The sequence below is a fragment of the Sporosarcina sp. E16_3 genome, from assembly GCF_017347125.1.
Taxonomy (GTDB): domain Bacteria; phylum Bacillota; class Bacilli; order Bacillales_A; family Planococcaceae; genus Sporosarcina.
On record NZ_JADPRX010000023.1, the window covers coordinates 22,746 to 47,675 of the forward strand.

Genomic DNA, 24,930 nt, shown 5'->3' on the forward strand with positions numbered 1-24,930 from the left:
TATAGTTAACTTTACATTTAGAGTGTCATACTATACAATCTACATAACATGCAACATGGAGGGATGTATTTGCTTACAAACCGCGTAAAGGAGTTAAGAGCACGTTTCAATTTGACACAAGGAGATCTCGCCGACAAGGTTGGGGTTACAAGACAGACAATCGTCTCACTAGAAAAAGGCAGTTATACTCCTTCCCTCCTGCTAGCTATGAATATCGCGGAAGTGTTTGAAATGCCGATTGAAAGGATTTTTTCGAAGGAGGAGAGACCATGAAAAATGTAACGATAGCAATATCTCTAAGAGTTTTGGTAACTATCACATTTAGTCTTTACGCGTTCAGCATCTTTAATTATGATTCACCTACTTCACTCAGTAGTTCGAGCAGTAGCTCAAGACTTTATATTATGCTTTCCTTTTGGATTGTCCTAGGACTCATTCATTTTCAACAGTATAAATATATAAAGAACAGTCCCGATGGCCGATTTATTATGAAGGAAATGATTTTGCCTGAATTTAATTCGAATGATGAGCGGGAAGCAGTAATAACTGGAAAAGCGGCAAAAAATGCTCTTTTAGCCATACTTATTCTCACGCCTATTGCCCTAGCGACAATGGCTTTAATCCTAACCTTCGAAGGGAAATACCCGATTTTGTTGACTTTATTGATTGCTTCATCTATCCCGATTGCCGGTTTGATTACTTATTACTTTTCCTACCGCCATCATTATTTGCAATGAATAGCTAAAAATGCACTTTCTGTCCAATCAATAAAAATGCCTAAACAGATAAATCTGTTTAGGCATTTTTATTATTTAAATCGCGTGCGTTTCGTTTTTACGACGTTCAATTGCTTCAAGACGCTCATCATATTGCTCTACTGTTAAGTTATGCTCAACAAAGTAACGGTTACGTGGGTGTGTACGGCATTCGTCCGTACAGCTACGCATATATAAATGCTCGTTTTCTTCAGAACAAATGATTTTTGCGTTACATATTGGATTCGCACAGTTCACATAGCGCTCACACGGCGTGCCATCGAAATGATCGCGGCCAACAATTACATGCTCCACTTGATTGATTGGAACTGCAATTCGTTCGTCAAATACATAACATTGTCCGTCCCAAAGCTGGCCTTTGGCTACTGGATCTTTGCCGTACGTAACGATTCCTCCGTGCAATTGACCAACGTCTTCGAAACCTTCACGTACAAGCCAACCTGAGAATTTTTCGCATCGAATTCCACCAGTGCAATACGTCAGGATTTTCTTCCCTTCGAACTGTTCTTTATTGTCGCGAATCCATTCAGGCAAATCGCGGAAGTTTTCAATCTCTGGACGAACCGCACCACGGAAGTGTCCCAGATCGAACTCATAGTCATTACGCGCATCGATAACAACTGTATCTTCATTTTGCATCTGCAAGTAGAATTCTTCAGGGCTTAAGTAATTGCCCGTCAATTCATTTGGGTTAATATCATCAGGCAAGCTCAAGTTAACGATTTCTTCACGAGCGCGCACATGCATTTTTTTGAATGTATGTCCATCTGCTTCGTCGATTTTGTAAACGATATCTTTGAATCGTTCATCGTTTCTCATCATGTTCATGTACGCTTCCGTTTGTTCAACAGTTCCCGAACATGTACCATTGATTCCCTCAGTACCTAGAATAATACGACCTTTTAAACCAATTTCATTACATGCCGCCAAATGTTCGACAGCTAACATTTCAGGATCTTCAATCGTTACATATTTGTAATAGAGAAGTACCTGGTATGCGTTTTTTTCCATTCTTTCCAACCACCTTGTTTTTATAATTGCATGTTATAGCAACAACCGGCTCGAATTATTCACAAATAATTGTAAATAGACAAAAGCAAACCCGCATTTGCAAGATCCGGGACGCTGATATTATAGCATAAATAGACAAAAGCGCAAGCGCCTGTTACAAATGAATGCAGCCTAAGTGCGCCACTTCCTGTGGCAACAGCTGCATAACCTACGTCCTGTAGGCCCGCGGCAGGCATAAGACGGGCTGGCGAAGCGGTGTTTTTCACCCGGGAAGGATGCAGTTCAATCCTTCCTAGCAGGACCGACTTATGACCCGAGCCCCTAGGCGCTGGAGTCTGGACGTAGAAAACGTCTTTTAGAAATGCTAGTCAAAAATTATTCACAGTTTGAATATGCACAAATTACACCAATATTAACTAAGGATAATCAGTTTTTTCGGAACTTATGTCAATCCTTGGTGCATTCTTTCTTTTCATGTATACTATAAAAGTATGTTTAATGATAGATTTCGACATATACATATAACTTTTTGAAACTATTAACGAGACTCATCCGTCTAACTTTTTATAAACACTAAAGGAGCCTTCAGTATGAAATATACACATCGAAAACGTCGTTCAGCCTGGATTGACGTTACATTCTCAATCGCAATCATCGCATTAACCGTATCAGCTATCTATTTAATATCGCAAACTACTAAAAACGAGGCTTCTTCGCTTCCTAAAAAGAAACAAGCTGCTGCTTCCGTCGTAATCGATACGATTGACTCCAATTATCCGGGCATTAAAATCATTACGGCAACTTCGAATGATGCATATATACCATTTGCCATCCAATATCCGCAAAGTTTACATAGTACCTTCAATGAAGCTATTTCCAAATACATAACAATAGCGAAACAGAATTACTTGGCTACAATGGAAGAAAACAAAAAAACTAGCAGTGAGTTTACAGGTGAACTCAACATTTCGTTCGAAACCCTTTCCCATCATTCAGGAAGCTATTCATTCGTTCTTGTCAACAGCAGTTCAACCGGAGCAGAAAACGGTACAACTGAGATTCGATCATTCCATCTGAATCCTGAAACAGGAGAAAGTTTTACAATTGCGGATGTCCTCGGACGTGATCCAAAAAACCTTGAAATTCTTTCAACTTTAGTTCGTGAAGCAATATACAACGATCCTTTACTCGCAGACTACCTTTTCCCAGAAGAAGTACATATCCAGACGGAACCAATCTGGGCAAACTTCGATAATTTCGCAATCACGGATGAATCTCTTATTCTATATTTCGATGAATATGAACTTGCAGCCGGAGCAGTCGGTCCACCGATTATCGCAATTCCATTAAGTGAAATAAATAGCTTACTTTCCGATAGATTCCAATTGCTAACTGAAGATACTGATGAGGTTGAGATTACCAAAGATCCGATAAAGGATGAAAATACAGCTATCCCCCCTAAGAATACAGAGTCCTCTAGCAATCAAGGCAACAGTGATACTACTGAAGACGGAACGGCAGGATCCACAGAAGAAGTCGATAATGGCATTAAACAAATTGCCCTTACATTCGATGATGGACCTGATCCTAAAGTGACAATTCAAATACTTGAGACGTTGAATAAATACGATGCAAAAGCAACGTTTTTCATGCTCGGTAGCAGGGTTGAATACTATCCGGAAATCGCAAAAAAAGTGCAAGAAGCAGGTCACGAACTTGGGAATCATACCTGGAACCACCCCGATTTAACGAAGGCTGGCGTGGCAAAGGTTCGCAGTGAAATCAACGAGACATCTTCCATTATTGAAAATGTCACGGGGGAGAAAGTAACTGCATTTAGACCCCCTTATGGCGCAGTAAACAAGACTGTTCGTAGCCAAACAAACTTACCAGTCGTTCTATGGGACGTTGATACGCTCGACTGGAAATACCGTGATCCAAACCAGCTTCTTGCACATGTGAAAGGCGCGACAAAAGATGGCAGCATTATTCTTATGCACGATATTCATCAATCAACAGCAGATGGTCTCGATGCGGTTCTAGCTTACTTGCAAACTGAAGGCTATACATTCGTCACAGTTTCAGAGTTAGAATAAGTCGTCACTTTACTCCCCTGAACTTGTGTTCAGGGGTTTTTAAATTTAATTATCACGTGTGTAGATTAAATATTTTCTTGCATAAGATACTGGTAAGGTAGGCGCAAAAGTCTTTATTTGAACTAGTACGTTTCCTGCTCGCTTTCGGCTAAATTAATCACGACAGGTTTTGGGAGGAATTGTAGTTCATTCCTCCACGAGGGACAGGGGTGGCTAGAAGTGATTTCGTCACTTCTAGCCACCCCCCTTTCGATAATTCCGTTGCGATTAGTTGCCTGTCGCGTACCTACAACGTTCAAGTGAAAATTGCAGTTTCTTGGAAAATAAGAATAGATGACTTTTCACAGAAGTTATAAGTGCCCGAAGATACAATTTCGGGCACGCCTGCATTTTCTACAATCCGTTCCTTACTTACTTTTAGCAAAACCACGCTTGTCATCATGTGATAGCCTGTAGGAATTAACACTTCCTTACAATAAAAAAGAAAAAACCATAGAAAAGTCTTCGGCCGCCAAAATTGTATCTTTGGCGGCTTTTAGCCAGATAAAATGCCAACTATTCTTTCGTCCCAAATAGCTTTAGCACTTCGTGTACTTGTGCCTTTGGGATGCGACGGATGAACGACCACCATACGATTACCGAAGAAAGTCTATAGGGATGCGACGAAGTTGCATCCCTATAGATCTAGATATCTCGGTAATGATATAGGAGTCGTTCAATTCAAAGCGATCCAAAGCAACTATACACGTAGTACCCGGTGTATGATCAAGTTATTTGGTGGTTATTTTTAATTAATCAACAGACGTGTTTAATTATCTATATATGTTGAGCAAATGAATACCTATATAAACTAAGCGAAGGCGCCTAACAAAGGGTAGCGGATTCAATGGAATTCTTTATTTCAACATATATAATCAACGTTTGCTCTATACATACTAGAACACTTTTGTTAGTATAGGATTAGAACAGTTAGGAGGCACTCAAATGTTCATCCAAATCGAACCTGAATCAGATATACCCATATACGCGCAATTAGCCTCGCAGCTAATCGAAGCGATTGCCCGCGGAAAACTGGTAGGCGGAGATGCGCTACCATCCGTTCGATCACTAGCAGCTGATCTCGGCATGAATATGCATACCGTCAATAAGGCCTACCACGAGCTTGAGAGAAAAGAAATCATTCGAATTGTTCCAAAGTCGGGGGCCATCGTCAACTCACTTTCACAAGATGAGATTCGCGGGGATCACCTTGAAAGGATTTCCATGGAAATCAAACCAATCATCGCAGAAGCGATCGTCCTCGGGATGAAACCTGAGGCTATTAATAAACTTATTTCATCTATCATTTTATCTATTAAGGAGGAGTAAAGAATGGGACTTACACTTTTTTTAGTCATGATTGGTTTTATCTTTGTACTGCTAGCCGCCACCCCATTTTTATTGAGACGGACAATTGCGTTCGGTGTAACGATTCCAGAAGGTCATACAGACGACCCTACAATTGCTTCATACAAGAAAATATTTGCTACAACTATTTTCATTACCGGCCTTATCTCACTTATTGCTTATTTTATGTGGGCTCAAAACAGTAACTTGACGGAAGAAACGATTATCTTAACTGGATTAGCGATTCAGTTCGGTATCCTCTTTTTGAGTATGGGACTCTATTTTTATTTTCACGCAAAAACAACACGTCTGAAACAAATCAATGAATGGGGCTTACATTTGAAACAAGTCCGAATTGCTGATTTAGCAATCCGCGCAAAAGACGAAATGCTTCCCTCGTTTATCTATGTATTACCAATGATTATAACTGTTGGCCTTATTGGCTATACCGCAACTCAATACAGTGGTATGCCTGCTATGATCCCAACGCATTGGGGGCCCAGTGGCCAAGCAGATGCTTTTAGCGCGAAAACACCTTTCTCTGTAATTGCCCTCCTACTCATTCTGTTGGTTATGCAAGGAATGATGCTAGGAATCAATGTATTCATAAAAGAATCCGGCATCAAATTGAATGCCGCAAAACGAAAAACATCACTAGTTCAACAATTATCGTTTCGTAAATATACGAGTTGGTTTTTATTTATGACAAGTGTACTAATGACCATACTCTTCGGATTCCTACAACTTACTACAATCCATGAAGGTCTTGGCAATGCGGCACTGATGCTTGCGTTACCTCTAGGTTTTTTACTAATTATCCTAATCGCGACAGCTGTATATGCCTTCAAAGTCGGTCAGAGTGGCTCACGAATCAATGTCGAGATTGAAGATGATTCTATTTCTGGTATCACTGACGTCGATGACGATAAGTATTGGAAAGCCGGGATTTTCTATGTGAATAAAGACGACTCTTCCATTTTTGTCGAGAAAAGATTCGGTGTCGGCTGGACCATTAACTTTGCTAATCCGATTGGGTACATCATTCTGTTCGGTCCATTGCTACTCATTTTGATCATCTCTTTCCTTCTATGAATTATGCGCAACAAAAAAAGCCGCACATCGCGGCTTTTTTTGTTGACTACATATAATCAGCTAAAGATACTTGTACTATGAAGTGGCTGCAATCTTGCTTTTGGATCGACATAAGCCTTCGCGTGATTCACTGCAATCGGCGCTTCACCAAGTCCAACAGCGATTAGTTTCACCTTGCCATCATAATTTGTAACGTCTCCAGCTGCGTAGATACCTTCGATGTTTGTCTCCATTCGCGTGTTAACCATAATCGAGTTGCGGTCCATTTCAAGACCCCAATCCTTCAATGGCCCAAGTGACGAAATATTACCGTAGTTTACAATTAAATGATCGACGTCAAGACGTTCTTCAGTTCCGTCTTTTTCTGCCAAGACAATTCCACTGACCTTGCCATCTTCTCCTTCGATCACTTTCACAGCACGGGAAGTTTTCACTTCCACTTTCGATTCCATAAGTTGATTAACGCTCGTCTCATGTGCAGTAAAGCGTTCACGACGGTGAACCAATGTCACAGTTGAAGCAATATCCTCCAACATAAGTGACCAGTCAACCGCCGAGTCCCCACCGCCACAAACGAGAACATTTTTATCTTTAAAAATCGTTAGATCCTTAATGCTATAATGAAGCGTGTTCCCTTCAAAGTGTACTTCTTCAGGGAGACCAATCTTACGTGGTTGGAATGCCCCGATTCCAGCCGTCAAAAGAATTGTACGTGTCAAATGGACCCCTTTGTCCGTTTTAAGAATGAAGTGATCTCCGTCACGCGTTGCCGACATAGCGGTTTCGCCGAGAAGGATTTCCGGTTTCGCATAATGAGCTTGCGTTACTAGATTCGCTACGAAATCTTTCGCTAGAATTTTTGGGAATCCGCCCACATCATATATATCTTTATCGGGATACAGTTCGATTAACTGACCGCCAAGTTGTGGCAAGCTATCGATGATTTTCACCGACATTTCACGCATTCCAGCATAGAAAGAAGCGAAGAGTCCTGTCGGTCCTCCCCCAATAATTGTAATATCAACGATTTCGTTATTCATATTTAAACACTCCAATTAGATTAGTCTCGGATAAAAGTTTTCTTCTCTACCCACTCTACACATTATCTAACAAAATACAATAAAATACACATAATCTGATTTATACAGAGCAGTTCTACTGTTTTTCCGAATTAATGGTACGCAACAAAAAGCCTGTACACATATCGAATATGTGTACAGGCTTTTTACTTCTTACTATTCACGATGCGTTCTGCAATACTCAAGAGCAGCTGCTTTCTCGTCATCTTCTAATTCGAAATCGAGAACTTTCTCACTTGAACGCTCAAAGAAGTGATAAGATGCAATACGTCCTTCATCCTCGTCAATTGCAAATATTACACGAAGACCAGTACCACCCTCAGAATAAAGCTCATCTTCTTCGTCAAGATCAATATACAATCGGTATTCATAGCGTTCTCCAGCAATAATCCCCGTAGGATCGTTAATTTTTTTAATAATGTGCTCAGTAATTTTCATAGTAGTACCAACCTCTCACTTACAATTTTAGATTCCCCGGCTACAAAGCCACTACACCCCATAATACATCATTCAACACCAAAAGGGTTAACTTTGAACCACGACTTATTTTTTGATGAATTTAATTATTTCGTTCATCAGGAGAGGCAATAGACTTAAAACGCTAATAACTAACCATTCTTTAGGTCCTAGTGACTGCACACTGAAGACTTTTGCGATTGGACCAACTGACACAATGACCACTTGCAAAATGATTCCAAGTAAAATAGAGTAAATCAAGAATTTGTTTTTGAAAATTCCTGCTGTAAATACAGACTTGTCCATCGATCTAAAGTTAAGGGAGTGAATAAGTTGGGCGAAACTCAGTGCGATGAAAGCCATTGTCTGTCCATGAACGAGTGCACTTTCTGGAATTCTAGACGAAAAAAGAGCTAGGAAACTTCCTGCATACTCACCTGACATGTATACTCCAACCATGAAAGCGACGAGCGTAATCGCACCAATCAAAATTCCATTAAAAATCAAAAATGGAATGGATCCTTTGAATATACTCTCATGCCGGTGTCGTGGTTTTTCTTTCATTACTCCAGGTTCTTCAGGATCCACACCGAGTGATAGCGCTGGAAATGTATCTGTCACAAGATTTATCCACAGAATATGAATCGGACGCAACAGTAGCGGCCATCCTAGTAAAATAGCGGCAAAAAGCGCGATAATTTCACCAAGATTACATGACAATAGAAATATGACGGACTTCTTAATATTGCGGTAAATCGTGCGTCCCTCTTCGACAGCTTTCACGATTGACGAAAAATTATCATCCGCCAAAATCATGTCTGCCGCACCTTTTGCAACATCCGTTCCCGTAATCCCCATCGCCACGCCAATATCTGCCGCTTTTAATGATGGTGCATCGTTGACTCCATCCCCTGTCATCGACACTGTATGATCTTTCGCTTTAAGTGCTTGTACAATCTTCACCTTATGTTCTGGCGAAACCCGGGCATAGACATTAATATCTCCGGTTTTTTCTATCAATTGATCCCCTGTCATCGAATCAATTGTTTTCCCCTCAATTACTTCGGATTTGTGAGTCGCAATTCCTAGTTCTTTCGCTATTGCAAATGCCGTATCCTGATGATCGCCAGTGATCATCACTGTTCTAATCCCAGCTTCTTTCGTAACTTTAATCGCGTCTTTCACTTCTTCACGCGGCGGGTCAATCATTCCGATAAGCCCTAGGAATGTCAATCCTTCTTCAGCTTGGTCTAGTTCCATGGCTTTGGCTTCTTCTACAATCTTATAGGCGGAGCCTAATACACGTAACGCTACAGAAGACATCGTCATTGCCGCTTCCAAGATTGATTGACGGTCACTTTCATCAAGTATTCTTGACCCCTCAGCCACTTCAATATGTGAACACTTCTGTAGGATGCCGTCAATAGCGCCTTTAGTATGTGAATAAATTGCGTTTGTAGATCGATGTACCGTAGTCATTCGTTTCCGGTTTGAATCGAATGGTAACTCCGTGATTCTAGGATAGTTTTTATCCAACCGTTCTTTTTCCAGTCCGGATTCCGTTGCTGCTACGACGAGGGCAATTTCTGTTGGATCTCCTGTTTCTTCTGCTTTAGAATACGTCGCATCATTACACAATGCGATATTCTCAAACAACAGTTTTTGTACAGGATTTTTCAGATTGACTTTACTTAACTCGTTTAAAGTCCCATCTGCAAAAAACGTTGTAACCGTCATCCTATTTTGTGTCAACGTCCCGGTTTTATCAGAACAGATAACATCCACAGAGCCTAGCGCTTCCACAGCAGGAAGTTTGCGAATGATGACGTTTTGCTTGATCATCCGTTGAACGCCGATTGCAAGGACGATTGAAACGATTGCAGGCATCCCCTCAGGTATTGCTGCGACAGCAAGACTAATCGCTAACATAAACATTTCCAAATAGCCACGCCCTTGAAGTACGCCAATCGCAAATATGACGACACAGATGGCAACAGCCGCCATACCAAGATATTTACCTAATTGGGCAAGACTTTTCTGAAGAGGCGTCTCGTCGTCCACTTCTTGGTCAAGCATAGCAGCCACTTTCCCTATTTCAGTTTTCATGCCTGTAGCAATGGCAATTCCTGTTGCACGCCCATATGTAGTCAATGTCGACATGAAGGCCATGTCTCTTCGATCTCCGATTGGCATTGTCTGCTCTCCAGTAAAATGTGCGTCCTTTTCAACCGGAACGGATTCGCCCGTCAATGCCGCCTCTTCAATTTTCAAATTCACAGATTCAATCAGTCTTATATCACACGGAACATACCTGCCTGCATCAAGAAGAATTACATCACCTGGAACAACTTCTTCCGATGGTATCTCTTTCTGGACGCCGTTCCTTCTTACAAGTGCTTTAGGTACTGCCATATTTTTTAACGCTTTAAGCGCTTCCTCTGCTTTCGATTCCTGGACGATCCCCACAATGGCATTGATGATAACGACCAATCCAATAATAATAGAGTCTGCCACTTCCCCTAGTATTCCGGAAATAACAGCAGCAACGATTAGTACATAAATTAACACATTATTGATTTGCGCAAAAATCCGCTGTATCAGCGAACGGCTTTTACTACCCTTAAGTTTATTCACCCCGTATTCATGCAGCCTTTTATACGCTTCCTCTTCACTTAATCCAATTAACATATCCGTATCCATCGATTGCTCCGTTCCATTTCGCATTTCACAGTTCCCTCCATATACCTCTTAAATACTCTATCTGTCCGGATCTTTACAACTACTTCCATACCTTTTTTTATTTCTATATGGTAGTGCATAAAACCTCTTTAACAAGATTTTTTGACAAAACGCAGGTAATTCGCACATTTCTTTTGCAATATTCCGGAACTTCGTGAACAATATATAGAGTGAAGTCATTCACAAGTAAACTAGCAGGAGGAATTTTTATGATTAAATTTGAAGACTATCAATACACAAAGCTCAATATGGCAGAAGTAAAACAAGACTTTGATGCGTTGCTGCAAGAATTCCGTTCCGCAAGTTCTTATGACCAGCAAAATGAAGTCATTGAGAAGATCAATGCAATTGGCAAAGACTACTCAACAATGGCCAACCTTGTCTATATCCGAGCCTCCATCGATACAAACGATGAATTTTATCAGAAAGAACGCGATTATTTCGATGAAATCGGACCTGAGTACCAAGAACTTGAAACCGCTTACTACAAAGAACTTGTCTCCACTCCTTTCAGAGCACAGCTCGAAGAGAAATGGGGTACTCAACTATTTGCTTTAGCCGATAATGCCATAAAATCGTTTTCTCCAGAAATTGTTGGCATGTTACAAAAAGAAAACAAACTAACTTCCGATTACTCGAAACTCGTCGCATCATCACAAATTGAATTTGACGGAAAAACACTAACACTTGCTCAAATGGGACCCTATGCAGAATCAACGGACCGTTCCGTTCGTAAGTCAGCTATGGAAGCTTCATATAAATTCTACGCTGATAACGGTGAAAAGTTCGATGAAATCTATGATGAACTGGTTAAACTGCGCCATAAAATCGCGACGACACTTGGTTATAAAAACTTTGTCGAACTTGGTTACCTACGAATGGACCGTATCGACTACGATGCAAATATGGTTAAGAAATTCCGTGATCAAGTGCGCGACCATATCGTTCCGCTTGCAAGCCGCCTTTATACGCGTCAAGCTGAACGTATAGGTGTTGACAAGTTGAAGTTTTACGATCAGTCCTTAGACTTCCTTACGGGCAACGCAACACCACAGGGATCTCCTGACTGGATCATTGAAAACGGTAAAAAGATGTATGCTGAACTTTCACCCGAAACAGATGCATTTTTCAAATTCTTGACGGACAAGAACTTACTGGACGTGGAGGCGAAGACTGGTAAAGAAGCGGGCGGTTATTGTACATTCATCGATAATTATGATTCGCCTTTCATCTTTTCTAACTTCAACGGAACGTCCGGTGATATCGATGTGTTAACACATGAAGCCGGGCACGCATTCCAAGTGTTCTCTAGCCAGAATATTGGTATACCTGAATATTTATGGCCTACATCTGAAGGTGCTGAAATTCACTCAATGAGTATGGAATTCTTCACATGGCCTTGGATGAAACTCTTCTTCAAAGAACAAACGGATAAATATAAATTCGCACATCTTAGCAGCGCATTGCTTTTTTTACCATACGGCGTCGCTGTCGATGAATTCCAACATGTCATCTATGAAAACCCTGAAATGACAGCTGCAGAACGAAAAGCAGCATGGAAAAAGATCGAGAATATCTATCTACCTATGCGGGATTACGATGGCATAGAATACTTGGAATCGGGTGCTATTTGGCAGCGTCAGGGTCACATTTATGAAAGCCCATTCTATTATATCGATTATACGCTGGCGCAAATATGTGCGTTCCAATTTTGGAAACGCTCATTTGAAGACCGTGATGCGGCATGGAAAGATTATTTACATCTTTGCACACTGGGTGGTTCAAAATCATTTACAAAACTAGTCGCCGAAGCAAACTTAATCTCACCTTTCGAAGACGGCTGCGTCGAATCTGTCATCGGAACAATCGAGTCATGGCTCGATTCGATTGACGATAAAGCTCTATAAAACAAAGATTGAGGCTGTCCAAAATATCTGGACAGCCTCAATCTGTTTCTTACCTATTCACAATTTCAAAAATCACATTAACCCTACGGCATTGCCTTGTGTATCAATATCCATGTGAAGGGCTGCAGGCGTTTTCGGCAACCCGGGCATCGTCATAATATCCCCAGTCAAGCAGACAAGGAATCCAGCTCCAAGTTTCGGAATGATTTTTCTAACAGTAATAGTGAACTCTTTAGGGCGCCCAAGTAATTTCGGATCATCTGAAAATGAATACTGCGTTTTAGCCATGCATATCGGCAGAATACCCCAGCCATTGTTCTCGATGTCTTTAAGATCTTTTAAGGCTTGATCTGTAAACACAACCCCCAATCCCCCGTATACCTTTTGAACAATAGCTGTGATTTTATCGCTTACAGACTGTTCTACATCATAGAGTGGAGCGAAGTTATTCGGTTCGTCCAGAAGCTTTAAAACTTCTTGTGCCAACGCAATTCCACCTTCTCCACCGCGTTCCCAGACGTCAGTGAGCGCTACCTTTATGTCATTTTCCTCACACCACTCAAAAATAACTTCCAGTTCAGCGGCAGTATCCGTGATGAACTTGTTCAACGCAACCACCGGCTGAACACCAAATGCACGGATGGTATCAATATGCTTTGCTAAGTTGACCATTCCATCCGTAACCGCCTGAACATTTTCCCCTGCAAGCTGACTTTTCGGAACCCCGCCATGCATTTTAAACGCACGTACCGTCGCGACAATGACAACCGCATCAGGTGAGAATCCACCTTGACGTGCTTTTATATTCATGAATTTCTCCGCACCTAAATCTGCACCGAATCCAGCTTCTGTAACGACAATATCAGCAAGTTTACGTGCCGTGTTTGTTGCGATTAAAGAGTTACATCCGTGCGCAATGTTCGCAAAAGGTCCACCATGAATTAGTGCCGGAGTCCCTTCAATTGTCTGAACAAGGTTTGGTTTGAATGCCTCTTTCAGTAGAAGTACCAATGCCCCCTGAACCCCAAGATCTCGTACCGTAACTGCCTCTTTGTCATACGTATAACCGATAACGATACGTGCAAGTCTTTCTTTCAAATCTTGCAGGCTAGTCGCCAAACAGAAAACCGCCATAATTTCAGATGCGACCGTAATATCGAAACCATCTTCCCTCGGAACTCCTTGTGTAGGACCGCCGAGCCCAATAGTTATGTTGCGTAATGCACGATCATTCATATCTAAGACACGTTTCCAAGTAATTCTCCGCGGGTCAATCCGGAGTAGGTTTCCGTGATGAAGATGGTTATCTATCAGTGCACTAAGCGCATTATTCGCAGTCGTGATTGCATGAATATCACCATTAAAATGAAGATTAATTTCTTCCATTGGCAGCACCTGAGCATAACCACCACCTGTAGCCCCACCCTTCATCCCCATAACGGGTCCAAGGGATGGTTCGCGTAATGCAATCATCGTTTTTTCTCCGAGCTTTGAAAGGGCGTCAGCAAGCCCTACGGTGACAGTTGACTTTCCTTCCCCCGCCGGTGTTGGACTGATTGCCGTAACAAGTACAACTTTCCCTTCCCTGCTAGTCCCAGTTAACTTCGTTACATCAATTTTCGCTTTAAATCTACCGTATGGTTCGACCGCCTCTTCGGGTATGCCAGCTTCTTTAGCTATCGTCCAAATCGATTTCATCGTGGCCTGTGATGCTATTTCTAAATCAGTTAGTGGCGATACTTTTTTTGTCATGTCTGCCCCACCTTTTTTATTTTAAGTATACCCTGACTTTATCCAAAGACAGGGATATCTCAGTGCCTTTTGTATGGCATTATTAAATAATTGAAGTGCTACGTCATTTCGATACTCGCAGTACTACTTTTCCAAACTGCTTACCCTCTTCAATATAATCAAATGCCTCTGCCGCTTCGTCCAAATTGAACACTTTATCGACAATTGGATGTGTCCCATATTTTTCGACATGCGCAATCATGTCACGTAACTCTTCCCGACTCCCTAACGTAGATCCGAAAAGTTGGTACTGTCCATAGAAAAACGCCCGTAAGTCCAAGTCAACTGTATCGTCAGTCGTTGCACCAAACACGACAATACGTCCGCCTTTTTTCAATAAACTAAGTGAACGATTAAACGTCGCACGGCCTACACTTTCGATAACAAGGTCGATTGTCTCCCCTTCTAACTCCTTGTTCCAATCTCCATTCGTATCAAGAGCGATGTCCGCACCAAGTTCAAGGGCCTGTTTGCGCTTAGCTTCACTGCGCGAAGTGACAATCACACGTGCCCCAACGTTTTTGGCGAATGAAATAAGATACGTAGCTACTCCACTGCCGGCGCCTGGGATGAAAACTGTATCACCTGATTTCAATCCCCCTTTAGTAAATAGTGCACGATAGCCTGTTAACCCCGCTAACGAAAGTACCGCTGCCTCTTCCCACGATAAGTGGGCGGGTTTCCGTTCAATCTGTTCATCCGAAATAACAATTTTCTCTGCAAACGTCCCATTATCAGGCATTCCTAAAATATCAAACTCTATCGGTGGCGCATCACTATTTTCAAACCAACGTAGCGAAGGATTAATCATTACTTCATCCCCTACCGCAAACGCTGTTACCCCTGCACCTATTGACTCGATAACTCCCGCGCCGTCAGATCCTAGCGTCAATGCTTGTGCCTCATTCCCCCTACGTCCAGGTATATTTAAGTCCCGACGGTTCAAACCAGCCGTCCGTATCGCGACGACGACTTCACCACTTGCCGCAACTGGTTCTTTCATGCCACCTATTTTCAACTGCCCGAATTCATGGATAAATGCTTTCATCTTTATCATCCTTTCTTGAGTACACATTACCTCTATCATACCTTAATAGATAATAATTTTCATACTCTTTGAAATAGTGTACAAAGTAAAAGAAGGCAAGAAACCAATTATTACTCAAATAGGTTTCTTGCCTTCTTATCAATTCAAGTAATCTTTTAGTTGCGGTCGTTTACCTTTTCATCTTCCCAACATTCCGTGCCTTTCAGCCCCGGAATTGTACTAGCCTTGAATACAGGATTGAGTCCTCTTTTTCGTTGTTCTGTATAATCATCTAATGTTTTGAATGCCACTTTTCCTAGAAGGAAGATAACTATAAGGTTAATGACTGCCATCATCCCCATGAAGAGGTCCGCCATGTTCCAAACAAGATCTACTTTTGCAAGCGTTCCAAACATGACCATCGCGAGCACGCCAAAACGGTAAAGAGTTAGCCATATTTTATTCGCGTTGATAAATTCAATATTCGTCTCACCATAATAATAGTTTCCAATAATCGAACTGAAAGCAAAAAACAGAATCGCAATTGCTAAGAAATAAGGTGCCCATTCCCCTACATGGACGCCAAGGGATGTCTGCGTCAAGAGAATCCCATCCACTTCACCTGTATTATAAAGATCGGCAAGAATAATAATGAACGCCGTTGCTGAACAGATGATGATTGTATCAAAAAACACACCAAGACTTTGCACAAGGCCCTGTTTTGCCGGATGCGATGTACTTGCTACTGCCGCAGCGTTCGGCACACTCCCCATTCCCGCCTCGTTGGAGAATAGTCCACGTCGCACTCCTTGCATAATTGCCGCGCCTACAGCTCCACCCACCGCTTCGTTCATGCCAAATGCGCTCGTGAAGATCAGTTTAAATACTGCAGGAACCTCACTTATATTCATAATAACGACATAAAAGGCAACAGCAATATAAAGAATGGCCATAATCGGAACAAAGATTTGTGTAACATGAGCAATCCGTTTAACGCCTCCGAAAATAACGAGAGCCGTTATAAAAATAAGAACTAACCCAATCACCCATTTTTCAATATGAAACACACTATTGAAAGATAAACTAATTGTATTTGACTGCACAGCATTAAAAATGAAACCGAAACAAAGAGTCAGCAAAACGGCGAATATGATACCAAGCTTTCGATTGCCAAGGGCACTTTGCATATAATAAGCAGGCCCTCCGCGGAACGTATCACCGTCCTTCACTTTATACACTTGTGCGAGCGTACTTTCGATAAACGCAGTCGCCATTCCAATTATCGCAATGACCCACATCCAAAAAATAGCGCCCGGGCCCCCGATGCCAATCGCAAGGGCGACCCCAGTAATATTCCCCGTTCCAACTCGTGATGCAGCACTAATTGTAAACGCTTGAAAGGATGAAATCCCACCCTTCACTTCCGGCTTTTCAACTATAAGTTTAAACATTTCACCAAATAGGCGGAACTGGACAAATTTCGTTCGAATCGTAAAATAAATACCTAAACCAATTAGCAAACCAATCAGGATATACGACCATAAAAGGTTATTTCCCGTCGTTACAATCCAATTTAAAGCGCTTTCAATCATTTCTAGTTCCCCCGATTCCATTATTAACATTCGCAGTGTAATTTCCTATACACATGCAAAAAAATACCATTATCCTTACCCACGGATATTTTCACATTAAGTTCATATTATAACCTATTTCGACAAATGAGAATAGCAGTTATTTAATGGGATTTCACAATAGATTCTATTATTATTTCCAACAAAAAACCTCCTTCAATAATCGAAAGGAGGCTATGACTATTCTATTTTGCGTAATGTGACAACAACTATTTCCGGTTGATTGAACAGCCGCACAGGAATAATGCTATTACCTAGGCCCCGACTAACTACCAAGTGGCTGCCATCCTTCTCATGGACGCCCGATGTATAGGTAGGAAACCAGCCTTGCCCTGGTGAAACAAGGCCGCCTATCCCAGGTATTCGAAACTGTCCGCCATGTGCATGGCCGCTAAACGTCACATCTATCCCTGCTTCAGCGTATACATCGAATTGTTCCGGTCTATGTGATAATAGCATTTTAAACATCTCATCAGGGATATTTTTAAATGCTTGTTCAATCGATACCTTAATGGCTTCATCATCTTCAAGGTCACTTGCCAGCGGATCTTCAATTCCACCAATCGCTATTGGGCTATCAGGATACAATGTAATTACATCCGCTTCATCCGATAAGACTCGAACCCCCAGGTCTTCGAGAGCTCCCCGAATACGGTCCATATCCTGCGTAGCAATTTCATGATTTCCTGTCACGTAATAGATTGGTGCGACAAATTGTAGCTCTTCAATAAGAATCAGGCTTTTCTCAAGATCGTAGCGGTTACTGTCGATAAAATCACCCGTAATGAATATCGCTTGGGGCGTAATCATTTTTACCTTAGTAACAACCTTCGAGTGGTTTTCACCGAATTCAGCATCATGTAAATCTGAAATCTGGACGATTGTATATTTGTCCAAATTATCCGGGATTTTATCCGACACAATTTCATAACGCGTTACCCCGACTGTCATATTCCCTTTATATAGGAAAAAACTAAGAAGGACAATTATGATTAAGATGAAAAACCATTTACGTCGCAACGGCATCTTTTTCCCCATTGTATTCGCAGTCGTTTCCATTACAACCAGCGTTTTTTCAACCTTGCAAGTTCTAAAAGTTCAAGGACCTCTTTTTTCGGCAGTTCTGTCATTATCGCAAGCATTTCGATTTCTGCACGTTTTCTGCCCTTTCCGCTTCTATATGTTTCTTTGTGTATAGCATCAAGTTCTGCATACAGTTCGTCTGTGTGCTGAATTTGTTCTTGTTCATGCGTTTCTATATCGCTGATAACGTTTTCCCTTAATTTATCATAAAGCATATCGACATTTGCAGATCCTGTGCTTTTAAATGGCTTTGACGTCTTCGTATTCCCGAGAATCAGCTCATCAGTTGAAACATTAAACCGTTCAGATATTTTTGCCACCCAAGCCGCCGATGGAGCATTTTTCCCTTTTTCCCAGTCTTTAATACGACTTGCTGATGTTCCAATAGCTGCTCCGAATGCCATCATTGATAATCCGCGTTCTTCACGCAATTTTTTTAACCTTATACCAAAATCCTCTTTGTTCCAATCGTTCACATTTACGCCCCCTAAAAGTTTATATACAACTCTATTATTTTTTATCTAGAGGCTTCTGTCAATCTATTTTTTGATTTTTCTATAAAACATTTAATAACCTGTTTTTTGACGGTTATAATTTTCTTCATTCTTTGCTAAATACGCACTAATAATATCTTCATTTTTGAAACCAAGTTTTCTGGCAATGGCTCCATAATGAATCCAAACTTTCTCATAGGCGTTCATGTCTAGTTCATTCAAGAAGCAGTGTATCGCAGCCGTGGTTTCTAGGAATAATTGTGTTAGCTCTCCTTCAACTTCACCTTCTGGCCAGTTTGTAAGCGTATGTAAGTCCTTTTCAATACCCAGGGAAAGAAGGAAATGAATTGAGTCCACATATTCTTCAAGAATCACGGCATCATCTGAAGGACCTTTTGTACTCCAAAATTTGAAACAACGCGTTTCATTCGCAAGTTCCGCGAGTTCAATTAGAAGTGCAAGTCCTTTTTCTTGAAAAACATCTGTTTGTTTCTCCCTGTTATTTTGGATAAATAAATCGAGTTCACGTTGCATGGAAAATAGTTTTGACAATTGCATATAGATAACCTCCAGTTTTTTAACTTTATTGAAACTTTTTAGATTTCCATCCGTATAAGATAGTATCTACAAATTCGTAAGGGGGATCCGTTATGGGCTTGCTTATCCGCTTTATCATTATTGCCTTTATCGTTTATTTATTCTACCGCGGGATTCGTTATTTGACGGACCCAAAACGAAAACTTGATGGTGCATATGCGGAGGACCAGTATTATTTCTATGATGAAGTGAATAATGTGCGGAAAAATTTCTTCCTATCGTATAAAGGTGCTATGTTTGAAGGTGAAAAATATTTAGATTCAACAGATGATTCCATTGACGTAATCTCCATTTTCGTTTGGGTGAAAGATGAAACAAAACTTCAAGATTTCACAAAAGCTGATTTTGATTTTCTCTTATCCAAAATTTTAACCAACTACCCCAAAGCTACTATCAGTTGGAAAAACCCAATCGAACGACTAATGAAACAATAGTACAAGCCCGTTGAAAAGCGGGCTTTTTACGCCTCGGCCATTCCCGGTAGCGTGATACCAAGAAGATAGAGTATGCCAATGCCATAGGCGATTGCTAATAAAAGAAAGCCAATCCGGAAAGATGTCCGCCTCGTTTTATGACGGAATGTTTGCATCCCAATGTACGCACCAATACCTCCACCAAGCAGTGCAAGTGTCCATAAATTCTTTTCAGGTATACGTTGTCCTTTTCTTTTTGCCTGACGCTTATCATACCCCATCGCAATAAATGCCCAAACAGACATAATCGCAATCCAACCTAAAATTGTCGTTTGCAAGTGCAATTCCCCTCTTTTCTTTATCTACTACCATTTTACACTGTTTAGCCGTCACAAAGGAATAATATAAAACGATAATTCGGTTAGAGAGACTTGGTGAACTAGACGACAGCTTTCGCGGAATTTTCGACAAAAAAACTATACATTCGCAGTAGAACAAGAACAAAAGCACTGATGTCTGGACTTGCAGTCTTTATGTTGCAGTTTATCCACTGTACGTGATTATATAGTTTCCTAAATTATATAAAAAAGCCACCTCGTACCCAGATTAACTCTGGGCCGTTTGGCGGCTTCTATATGACGTTCTTATTTTGCGATTGATTTTTTCGCTGCATCCGCAAGTTGTGTGAACGCTTGCGCGTCAGTCACTGCAAGATCAGCAAGCATTTTACGGTTAACATCAATGCCAGCTACTTTCAAGCCGTGCATTAGAGTGCTGTAAGAAAGACCGTTGATACGTGCAGCCGCATTGATACGTGTAATCCAAAGTTTACGGAATTCACGTTTCTTCTGACGACGGTCACGGTATGCATAGTTGAATGATTTCATTACCTGTTGGTTTGCTACCTTGTAAAGTCTATGTTTTGAACCAAAGTAACCTTTTGCTAATTTCAATACTCGATTACGACGCTTGCGCGTCACTGTTCCACCTTTTACGCGTGGCATAGTTCATTACCTCCTGCTTTTCTGTCCGATTGTGTTTTGAATTATTTCATGTAAGTGATCATTTGACGAATGCGTTTGAAATCGCCTGAAGAAACTAGTGAAGCTTTACGCAGGTGACGTTTCGCTTTTGTCGGTTTGTTTGCAAACAAGTGACTTGTGTAAGCACGGCCGCGTTTCAATTTACCAGAACCGGTTTTTTTGAAACGTTTCGCTGAGCCGCGGTGAGTTTTCATTTTTGGCATGTTCTGTTCCTCCTAAATCATTCATTGTTACTCTTTTTCAGCAGTTGGTGCAAGCACTAGGAACATGCTGCGGCCTTCCATCTTCGGTCGTTGTTCAACCGTAGATACATCTTTGCACGCTTCTGCGAAACGGTCAAGGACACGCTGTCCGATTTCCTTGTGCGTAATCGCACGTCCACGGAAACGAATTGAAGCTTTAACTTTGTCGCCTTTTTCAAGGAACTTGATAGCATTCCGTAGTTTTGTCTGGAAATCATGCTCATCGATTGTCGGGCTTAACCGAACTTCTTTAAGCAGAATGATTTTCTGATTCTTACGGACTTCGCGATCCTTTTTCTGCTGTTCAAATTTGAACTTTCCGTGGTCCATGATACGAGCCACTGGGGGTTTCGCTGTTGGAGCTACAAGGACAAGATCCAAATTCGCAAGAGCGGCAATTTCTAGTGCCTCAGTGCGTGTTTTGATTCCGAGCTGATCGCCGTTGTGATCAATAATGCGTAGCTCGCGGGCACGGATGCCCTCATTTACGTACATGTCTTTGCTAATAGTAATCCACCTCCGGATATTTCTCGAATACATGGTTTGGGTATACCGTCCTGTTCGGGCGGTCCCACAGGTCCATCCAATAAAAAAAGGTAGACAAATTGGATTTGTCTACCCGCGTATGTGTACGTGCAAATGCACGGCACTTTACTCATGTTTTAACCCGTCAACAACGTTTTAGCGTCGAACAGGTGAGAAGCGGGTAGCCTCTTCTTATACCACAAACTGTATTCAGTCATTACTAACCTTAATTACTTTACCATGTGACAATAAACTTGTCAACAGGTTTTAAAAAGCAATTAAGACTAGATTTATATAGCTGTGTTTTGACCACTGCTATATTAATTTAAATACTCGTAACTTCTTCCTTTAGTCTAGCAAGGAATTCGTCGAATGGCAAGCTTTCTGATTGCTGTTCGCCATATTTACGGACGTTCACTTCTCCTGATTCAACTTCCTTGTCGCCAAGAACGAGCATATAAGGTACTTTTTGCATTTGTGCTTCTCGAATCTTGTAACCAATTTTTTCATCACGGCTATCAATATTAACACGGAATCCAGCAGCAACCAATTTTTCACGGACGCTATCTGCATAGTCAAAATGCGCATCTGGTGAAACTGGAATTACTTCTACTTGAACAGGTGCTAACCAAGTTGGGAATGCGCCTTTGTATTCTTCAATTAGGAATGCAACAAAACGTTCCATAGTTGAAACAACACCACGGTGAATGACAACTGGGCGATGTTGTTTTCCATCCTCGCCAACATATGTTAGATCGAAACGTTCAGGAAGTAAGAAATCGAGTTGTACTGTTGACAACGTTTCTTCCATACCAATTGCTGTTTTCACTTGAACATCGAGTTTAGGTCCGTAGAATGCAGCTTCCCCTTCTGCTTCAACATAGTCAAGACCCATTTCATCCATCGCTTCTTTCAGCATTGTTTGAGCACGATTCCACATTGCATCGTCGTCAAAGTATTTTTCTTTATCCGCCGGATCCCGGTAAGAAACACGGAAAGAGTAATCTTCAATATTGAAATCTTTATAAACATCAATAACTAGTTGTACAACACGTTTGAATTCATCTTTAATCTGATCGGGACGAACAAAGATATGTGCATCATTCAAAGTCATTCCACGAACGCGCTGCAAGCCTGACAGTGCTCCTGACATTTCATAACGGTGCATTGTACCAAGTTCTGCAATACGCAGTGGCAGGTTTCTGTATGAATGAATTCCATTTTTATAAATCATCATATGATGTGGACAGTTCATTGGACGCAGGACAAGATCTTCGTTGTCCATGCTCATTACAGGGAACATGCCATCTTGATAGTGATCCCAGTGACCTGATGTTTTATACAATTCCACGCTGCCGAGAACTGGAGTATAAACGTGGTCATAACCAAGCTTTTGTTCCTTATCAACGATGTATCTCTCAATGATTCGGCGAATTGTTGCTCCCTTAGGTAACCACATCGGCAAGCCTTGACCCACTTTTTGAGAGTTCATGAACAGATTAAGTTCTTTCCCGATTTTACGGTGATCTCGCTCCTTAGCTTCTTCCAAGAGACGAAGATGTTCTTTCAGTTCTTCTTTTTTGAAGAACGCTGTACCGTAAATCCGTTGTAACATTTTGTTATTCGAATCGCCGCGCCAATAAGCGCCTGCTATGCTAAGAAGTTTGAATTCCTTTAACTTCCCTGTAGATGGAACGTGAACACCGCGACACAAGTCAATGAAGTCGCCTTGCTCGTAGATAGACACTTGCTCACCCTCAGGAATCGCTTCTAAAAGTTCTAATTTATAGTTATCATCAATTTCTTCGAAACGTCTTTTCGCCTCTTCACGAGATACATCATGACGAATTACTTCCACGTTTTCAGCAATAATTCTTCTCATCTCTTTTTCAAGTTCAGGTAAGTCTTCTGCTGTAATCGGTTCAGGCGAATCAATATCATAATAAAATCCGCTTTGAATAACTGGTCCGATACCTAGCTTCGCATTAGGGAATTTACGTTTTACAGCTTGGGCAAGTAGATGTGCTGTACTGTGACGTAATATTTCAAGCGCTTCCGGTGATTGAGGTGTGATAATCGCGATATCGCCGTCCTCATTAATCGATGATTTTAAGTCTATTAACTTATCTCCAACTTTACCTGCCAACGCACTTTTTCGAAGTCCCGGGCTAATTGAACCTGCAACATCTTCTGTAGTTGTACCTTGTGGAAATTCTTTCACAGCACCATCTGGAAATTTCAAATTAATCATAGTTGTCATTGTTAAGCACTCCTCTTTTATTATAATTGAAAAACAAAAAAAGCCCCATCCCTGGAAAGGGACGAAGCTTTAGCTCGCGGTTCCACCCTTCTTCCTTCAATTCAGTACTCTGAAAAGCGTAAGTGGACTGTTACAACCACTAAAGCTAGACAAACGTAGCAAAAAGATGAAGCTTGACGTCGGGTAACGGACCGGGTTCCGTCATCGGTTACTTTAGTAAGTTCACCGATGCTGCTCCAAGGTGGTAAATCATCCTTCTATCCTGCAGGGCTTTCAGCCAATGGCCCCGTTCTCTTTAGGTAGACAAAATGATTGTTGTCCTCTTCCATGCATTTCAGATTATTAATTAAAACTGAGTATACGTCGATTACGAATTAATTGCAAGTTCACTTTATCCCGCATTAACGGGCAGTACGATCCTTAGCACAAGATTAAGTTGAATAGAGGGGCATAGGTTGGGGATCAACTGCCCGTAAAAGCCCGATTGGTTCAACTAACAATCAGTGGGGATGAAGCCTCCATTGATCAAAGTTTCACTTTATCAAACACCGATAAGTTCTTCGTAAGTAATTTCAACCATGCCAGGAATTTCCGTAGGTGAAACACCCAATAAATCGCAAGGTCGACCGATTTTTTCAATCTTGCCGTCTTTAATCTTCACAATGCGATCTGCAAGTGCATGAGCGTCATTTTGATTATGCGTAACAAAAATAGCAGTCGTTTTTGCCTTTTTCAAAATCCGTCGAAGATCACCACGAATTTTCACTTGTAAATCTGTATCCAAATTACTGAACGGCTCATCAAGGAGAAGGAGCTCCGGTTCCGGAGCCAGTGCCCGCGCGAGTGCAACACGTTGCTGTTGGCCTCCACTTAATTGATGTGGGTAGCGTTTCTCAAATCCTATTAATTCTACAAGTTCAAGCACTTCTTGCGCTCGTTTTTTCTTGTCTTTCCTACTCATTTTTGGGAGCCCGAATAGTATATTTTCTTCAACACTCATATGTGGAAAAAGTGCGTAATCCTGAAAAACCATACCGATTCCACGTTTTTCCGGTTGCAGGAAAGTTTTGTCGCAAAACATCTTCTTGCCGTTCAGAGAAAACGCACCTCCTGCTGGCATTTCTAGTCCTGCAATTAAGCGTAAAAGTGTACTTTTACCACTTCCACTGCGACCAAGTATTGAAATAACTTCTCCTTTTTCCACTGTGAATGAAAAGTTATCTACCGTATTCAAAGGTGATTTGGGATAGGTAAACTGCAAATTTTTGATATCCATAAACAT

The 24,930-nt window shown here is 41.3% G+C and carries 23 protein-coding genes; 7 read left to right on the forward strand and 16 right to left on the reverse strand.

The features are described 5' to 3' along the window. Positions 1-69 precede the first annotated feature (69 nt). Both I2483_RS13405 and I2483_RS13410 read left to right on the forward strand, forming a co-directional pair. Entirely contained in the window at positions 70-273 is a 204-nt protein-coding gene (locus I2483_RS13405) for a helix-turn-helix transcriptional regulator (protein ID WP_481886347.1), read from the forward strand. After that, positions 270-737 (forward strand): hypothetical protein, encoded by a 468-nt coding sequence (locus I2483_RS13410; protein WP_207277643.1) that lies wholly within the window; start codon positions 270-272, stop codon positions 735-737. Before I2483_RS13405 ends, I2483_RS13410 begins: the two co-directional genes overlap by 4 nt. Positions 738-812: 75 nt before the next feature. On the opposite strand, the gene trhO is transcribed toward I2483_RS13410, so the two are convergent. Continuing rightward, a complete protein-coding gene (gene trhO / locus I2483_RS13415; protein WP_207277644.1) occupies positions 813-1,787 on the reverse strand; it encodes an oxygen-dependent tRNA uridine(34) hydroxylase TrhO in 975 nt (324 codons plus the stop codon). A 590-nt stretch (positions 1,788-2,377) separates the two neighbouring features. Here trhO and I2483_RS19255 point away from each other — a divergent pair. The 3 genes from I2483_RS19255 to I2483_RS13430 all read left to right on the forward strand — a co-directional run bounded on the left by I2483_RS19255 (position 2,378) and on the right by I2483_RS13430 (position 6,361). Beyond that, positions 2,378-3,883, forward strand: coding sequence for a polysaccharide deacetylase family protein (locus I2483_RS19255; protein WP_218624958.1), 1,506 nt, complete (start codon positions 2,378-2,380; stop codon positions 3,881-3,883). Positions 3,884-4,867: 984 nt separating this feature from the next. After that, positions 4,868-5,251 (forward strand): GntR family transcriptional regulator, encoded by a 384-nt coding sequence (locus I2483_RS13425; protein ID WP_207277645.1) that lies wholly within the window; start codon positions 4,868-4,870, stop codon positions 5,249-5,251. Positions 5,252-5,254: 3 nt separating this feature from the next. Beyond that, positions 5,255-6,361: a DUF1648 domain-containing protein gene (locus I2483_RS13430; RefSeq protein ID WP_207277646.1), complete on the forward strand. Its 1,107-nt coding sequence runs from the start codon at positions 5,255-5,257 to the stop codon at positions 6,359-6,361. A 56-nt stretch (positions 6,362-6,417) separates the two neighbouring features. Here the strand turns inward: I2483_RS13430 and I2483_RS13435 are convergent, their stop codons facing one another. The 3 genes from I2483_RS13435 to I2483_RS13445 form a co-directional block, all read right to left on the reverse strand. Further along, on the reverse strand, positions 6,418-7,401 hold the full coding sequence (locus tag I2483_RS13435; protein ID WP_207277647.1) for an NAD(P)/FAD-dependent oxidoreductase: 984 nt from the start codon (positions 7,399-7,401) through the stop codon (positions 6,418-6,420). A gap of 195 nt (positions 7,402-7,596) precedes the next feature. Further along, a complete protein-coding gene (locus I2483_RS13440) occupies positions 7,597-7,878 on the reverse strand; it encodes a DUF6509 family protein (RefSeq protein WP_207277648.1) in 282 nt (93 codons plus the stop codon). A 105-nt stretch (positions 7,879-7,983) separates the two neighbouring features. Next, positions 7,984-10,620, reverse strand: a complete 2,637-nt coding sequence (locus I2483_RS13445; protein WP_207277649.1) for a cation-translocating P-type ATPase — start codon at positions 10,618-10,620, stop codon at positions 7,984-7,986. Positions 10,621-10,844: 224 nt separating this feature from the next. On the opposite strand from I2483_RS13445, the gene I2483_RS13450 reads away from it, so the two are divergent. Beyond that, a complete protein-coding gene (locus I2483_RS13450; RefSeq protein ID WP_207277650.1) occupies positions 10,845-12,542 on the forward strand; it encodes a M3 family oligoendopeptidase in 1,698 nt (565 codons plus the stop codon). Between the two features lie 72 nt (positions 12,543-12,614). Here the strand turns inward: I2483_RS13450 and I2483_RS13455 are convergent, their stop codons facing one another. From I2483_RS13455 to I2483_RS13480, 6 genes are all read right to left on the reverse strand, one after another. Next, positions 12,615-14,294: a formate--tetrahydrofolate ligase gene (locus I2483_RS13455; protein WP_207277651.1), complete on the reverse strand. Its 1,680-nt coding sequence runs from the start codon at positions 14,292-14,294 to the stop codon at positions 12,615-12,617. Between the two features lie 103 nt (positions 14,295-14,397). Then, complete coding sequence (locus I2483_RS13460) at positions 14,398-15,381, reverse strand: zinc-binding dehydrogenase (RefSeq protein WP_207277652.1); 984 nt, start codon at positions 15,379-15,381, stop codon at positions 14,398-14,400. Between the two features lie 155 nt (positions 15,382-15,536). Continuing rightward, entirely contained in the window at positions 15,537-16,952 is a 1,416-nt protein-coding gene (locus I2483_RS13465; protein ID WP_207277653.1) for an alanine/glycine:cation symporter family protein, read from the reverse strand. Between the two features lie 219 nt (positions 16,953-17,171). Then, a complete protein-coding gene (locus I2483_RS13470; protein WP_255550434.1) occupies positions 17,172-18,050 on the reverse strand; it encodes a metallophosphoesterase in 879 nt (292 codons plus the stop codon). Then, on the reverse strand, positions 18,050-18,550 hold the full coding sequence (locus I2483_RS13475) for a helix-turn-helix domain-containing protein (protein WP_207277654.1): 501 nt from the start codon (positions 18,548-18,550) through the stop codon (positions 18,050-18,052). Before I2483_RS13475 ends, I2483_RS13470 begins: the two co-directional genes overlap by 1 nt. Before the next feature lie 90 nt (positions 18,551-18,640). Beyond that, positions 18,641-19,126: a dUTP diphosphatase gene (locus I2483_RS13480; protein ID WP_207277655.1), complete on the reverse strand. Its 486-nt coding sequence runs from the start codon at positions 19,124-19,126 to the stop codon at positions 18,641-18,643. A gap of 92 nt (positions 19,127-19,218) precedes the next feature. On the opposite strand from I2483_RS13480, the gene I2483_RS13485 reads away from it, so the two are divergent. After that, a complete protein-coding gene (locus I2483_RS13485; RefSeq protein ID WP_207277656.1) occupies positions 19,219-19,599 on the forward strand; it encodes a sigma-w pathway protein ysdB in 381 nt (126 codons plus the stop codon). Positions 19,600-19,625: 26 nt separating this feature from the next. Here the strand turns inward: I2483_RS13485 and I2483_RS13490 are convergent, their stop codons facing one another. The 6 genes from I2483_RS13490 to I2483_RS13515 form a co-directional block, all read right to left on the reverse strand. After that, positions 19,626-19,916: a DUF1294 domain-containing protein gene (locus tag I2483_RS13490; protein WP_255550435.1), complete on the reverse strand. Its 291-nt coding sequence runs from the start codon at positions 19,914-19,916 to the stop codon at positions 19,626-19,628. Between the two features lie 306 nt (positions 19,917-20,222). Then, positions 20,223-20,582, reverse strand: a complete 360-nt coding sequence (rplT, locus tag I2483_RS13495) for a 50S ribosomal protein L20 (RefSeq protein ID WP_067207704.1) — start codon at positions 20,580-20,582, stop codon at positions 20,223-20,225. Positions 20,583-20,623: 41 nt separating this feature from the next. After that, positions 20,624-20,824: a 50S ribosomal protein L35 gene (gene rpmI, locus I2483_RS13500; protein WP_067207701.1), complete on the reverse strand. Its 201-nt coding sequence runs from the start codon at positions 20,822-20,824 to the stop codon at positions 20,624-20,626. Between the two features lie 27 nt (positions 20,825-20,851). Next, on the reverse strand, positions 20,852-21,358 hold the full coding sequence (gene infC / locus I2483_RS13505; RefSeq protein WP_149580720.1) for a translation initiation factor IF-3: 507 nt from the start codon (positions 21,356-21,358) through the stop codon (positions 20,852-20,854). A 355-nt stretch (positions 21,359-21,713) separates the two neighbouring features. Then, positions 21,714-23,648, reverse strand: coding sequence for a threonine--tRNA ligase (gene thrS, locus I2483_RS13510; protein WP_207277657.1), 1,935 nt, complete (start codon positions 23,646-23,648; stop codon positions 21,714-21,716). A gap of 541 nt (positions 23,649-24,189) precedes the next feature. Continuing rightward, on the reverse strand, positions 24,190-24,930 hold the full coding sequence (locus I2483_RS13515) for an ABC transporter ATP-binding protein (RefSeq protein ID WP_207277658.1): 741 nt from the start codon (positions 24,928-24,930) through the stop codon (positions 24,190-24,192).

What these genes read in the sequence shown, in the direction of transcription:
- I2483_RS13455 (WP_207277651.1), bottom strand. Translation starts at nt 14,294, where the DNA reads ATGACAAAAAAAGTATCGCCACTAACTGATTTAGAAATAGCATCACAG.
- I2483_RS13445 (WP_207277649.1), bottom strand. Translation starts at nt 10,620, where the DNA reads ATGCGAAATGGAACGGAGCAATCGATGGATACGGATATGTTAATTGGA.
- I2483_RS13460 (WP_207277652.1), bottom strand. Translation starts at nt 15,381, where the DNA reads ATGAAAGCATTTATCCATGAATTCGGGCAGTTGAAAATAGGTGGCATG.
- I2483_RS13465 (WP_207277653.1), bottom strand. Translation starts at nt 16,952, where the DNA reads ATGATTGAAAGCGCTTTAAATTGGATTGTAACGACGGGAAATAACCTT.
- infC (WP_149580720.1), bottom strand. Translation starts at nt 21,358, where the DNA reads ATGTACGTAAATGAGGGCATCCGTGCCCGCGAGCTACGCATTATTGAT.
- trhO (WP_207277644.1), bottom strand. Translation starts at nt 1,787, where the DNA reads ATGGAAAAAAACGCATACCAGGTACTTCTCTATTACAAATATGTAACG.
- thrS (WP_207277657.1), bottom strand. Translation starts at nt 23,648, where the DNA reads ATGACAACTATGATTAATTTGAAATTTCCAGATGGTGCTGTGAAAGAA.
- I2483_RS13450 (WP_207277650.1), top strand. Translation starts at nt 10,845, where the DNA reads ATGATTAAATTTGAAGACTATCAATACACAAAGCTCAATATGGCAGAA.
- rplT (WP_067207704.1), bottom strand. Translation starts at nt 20,582, where the DNA reads ATGCCACGCGTAAAAGGTGGAACAGTGACGCGCAAGCGTCGTAATCGA.
- I2483_RS13485 (WP_207277656.1), top strand. Translation starts at nt 19,219, where the DNA reads ATGGGCTTGCTTATCCGCTTTATCATTATTGCCTTTATCGTTTATTTA.
- I2483_RS13435 (WP_207277647.1), bottom strand. Translation starts at nt 7,401, where the DNA reads ATGAATAACGAAATCGTTGATATTACAATTATTGGGGGAGGACCGACA.
- I2483_RS13440 (WP_207277648.1), bottom strand. Translation starts at nt 7,878, where the DNA reads ATGAAAATTACTGAGCACATTATTAAAAAAATTAACGATCCTACGGGG.
- I2483_RS13430 (WP_207277646.1), top strand. Translation starts at nt 5,255, where the DNA reads ATGGGACTTACACTTTTTTTAGTCATGATTGGTTTTATCTTTGTACTG.
- I2483_RS13515 (WP_207277658.1), bottom strand. Translation starts at nt 24,930, where the DNA reads ATGTTTATGGATATCAAAAATTTGCAGTTTACCTATCCCAAATCACCT.
- I2483_RS19255 (WP_218624958.1), top strand. Translation starts at nt 2,378, where the DNA reads ATGAAATATACACATCGAAAACGTCGTTCAGCCTGGATTGACGTTACA.
- I2483_RS13470 (WP_255550434.1), bottom strand. Translation starts at nt 18,050, where the DNA reads ATGGAAACGACTGCGAATACAATGGGGAAAAAGATGCCGTTGCGACGT.
- I2483_RS13410 (WP_207277643.1), top strand. Translation starts at nt 270, where the DNA reads ATGAAAAATGTAACGATAGCAATATCTCTAAGAGTTTTGGTAACTATC.
- I2483_RS13480 (WP_207277655.1), bottom strand. Translation starts at nt 19,126, where the DNA reads ATGCAATTGTCAAAACTATTTTCCATGCAACGTGAACTCGATTTATTT.
- rpmI (WP_067207701.1), bottom strand. Translation starts at nt 20,824, where the DNA reads ATGCCAAAAATGAAAACTCACCGCGGCTCAGCGAAACGTTTCAAAAAA.
- I2483_RS13425 (WP_207277645.1), top strand. Translation starts at nt 4,868, where the DNA reads ATGTTCATCCAAATCGAACCTGAATCAGATATACCCATATACGCGCAA.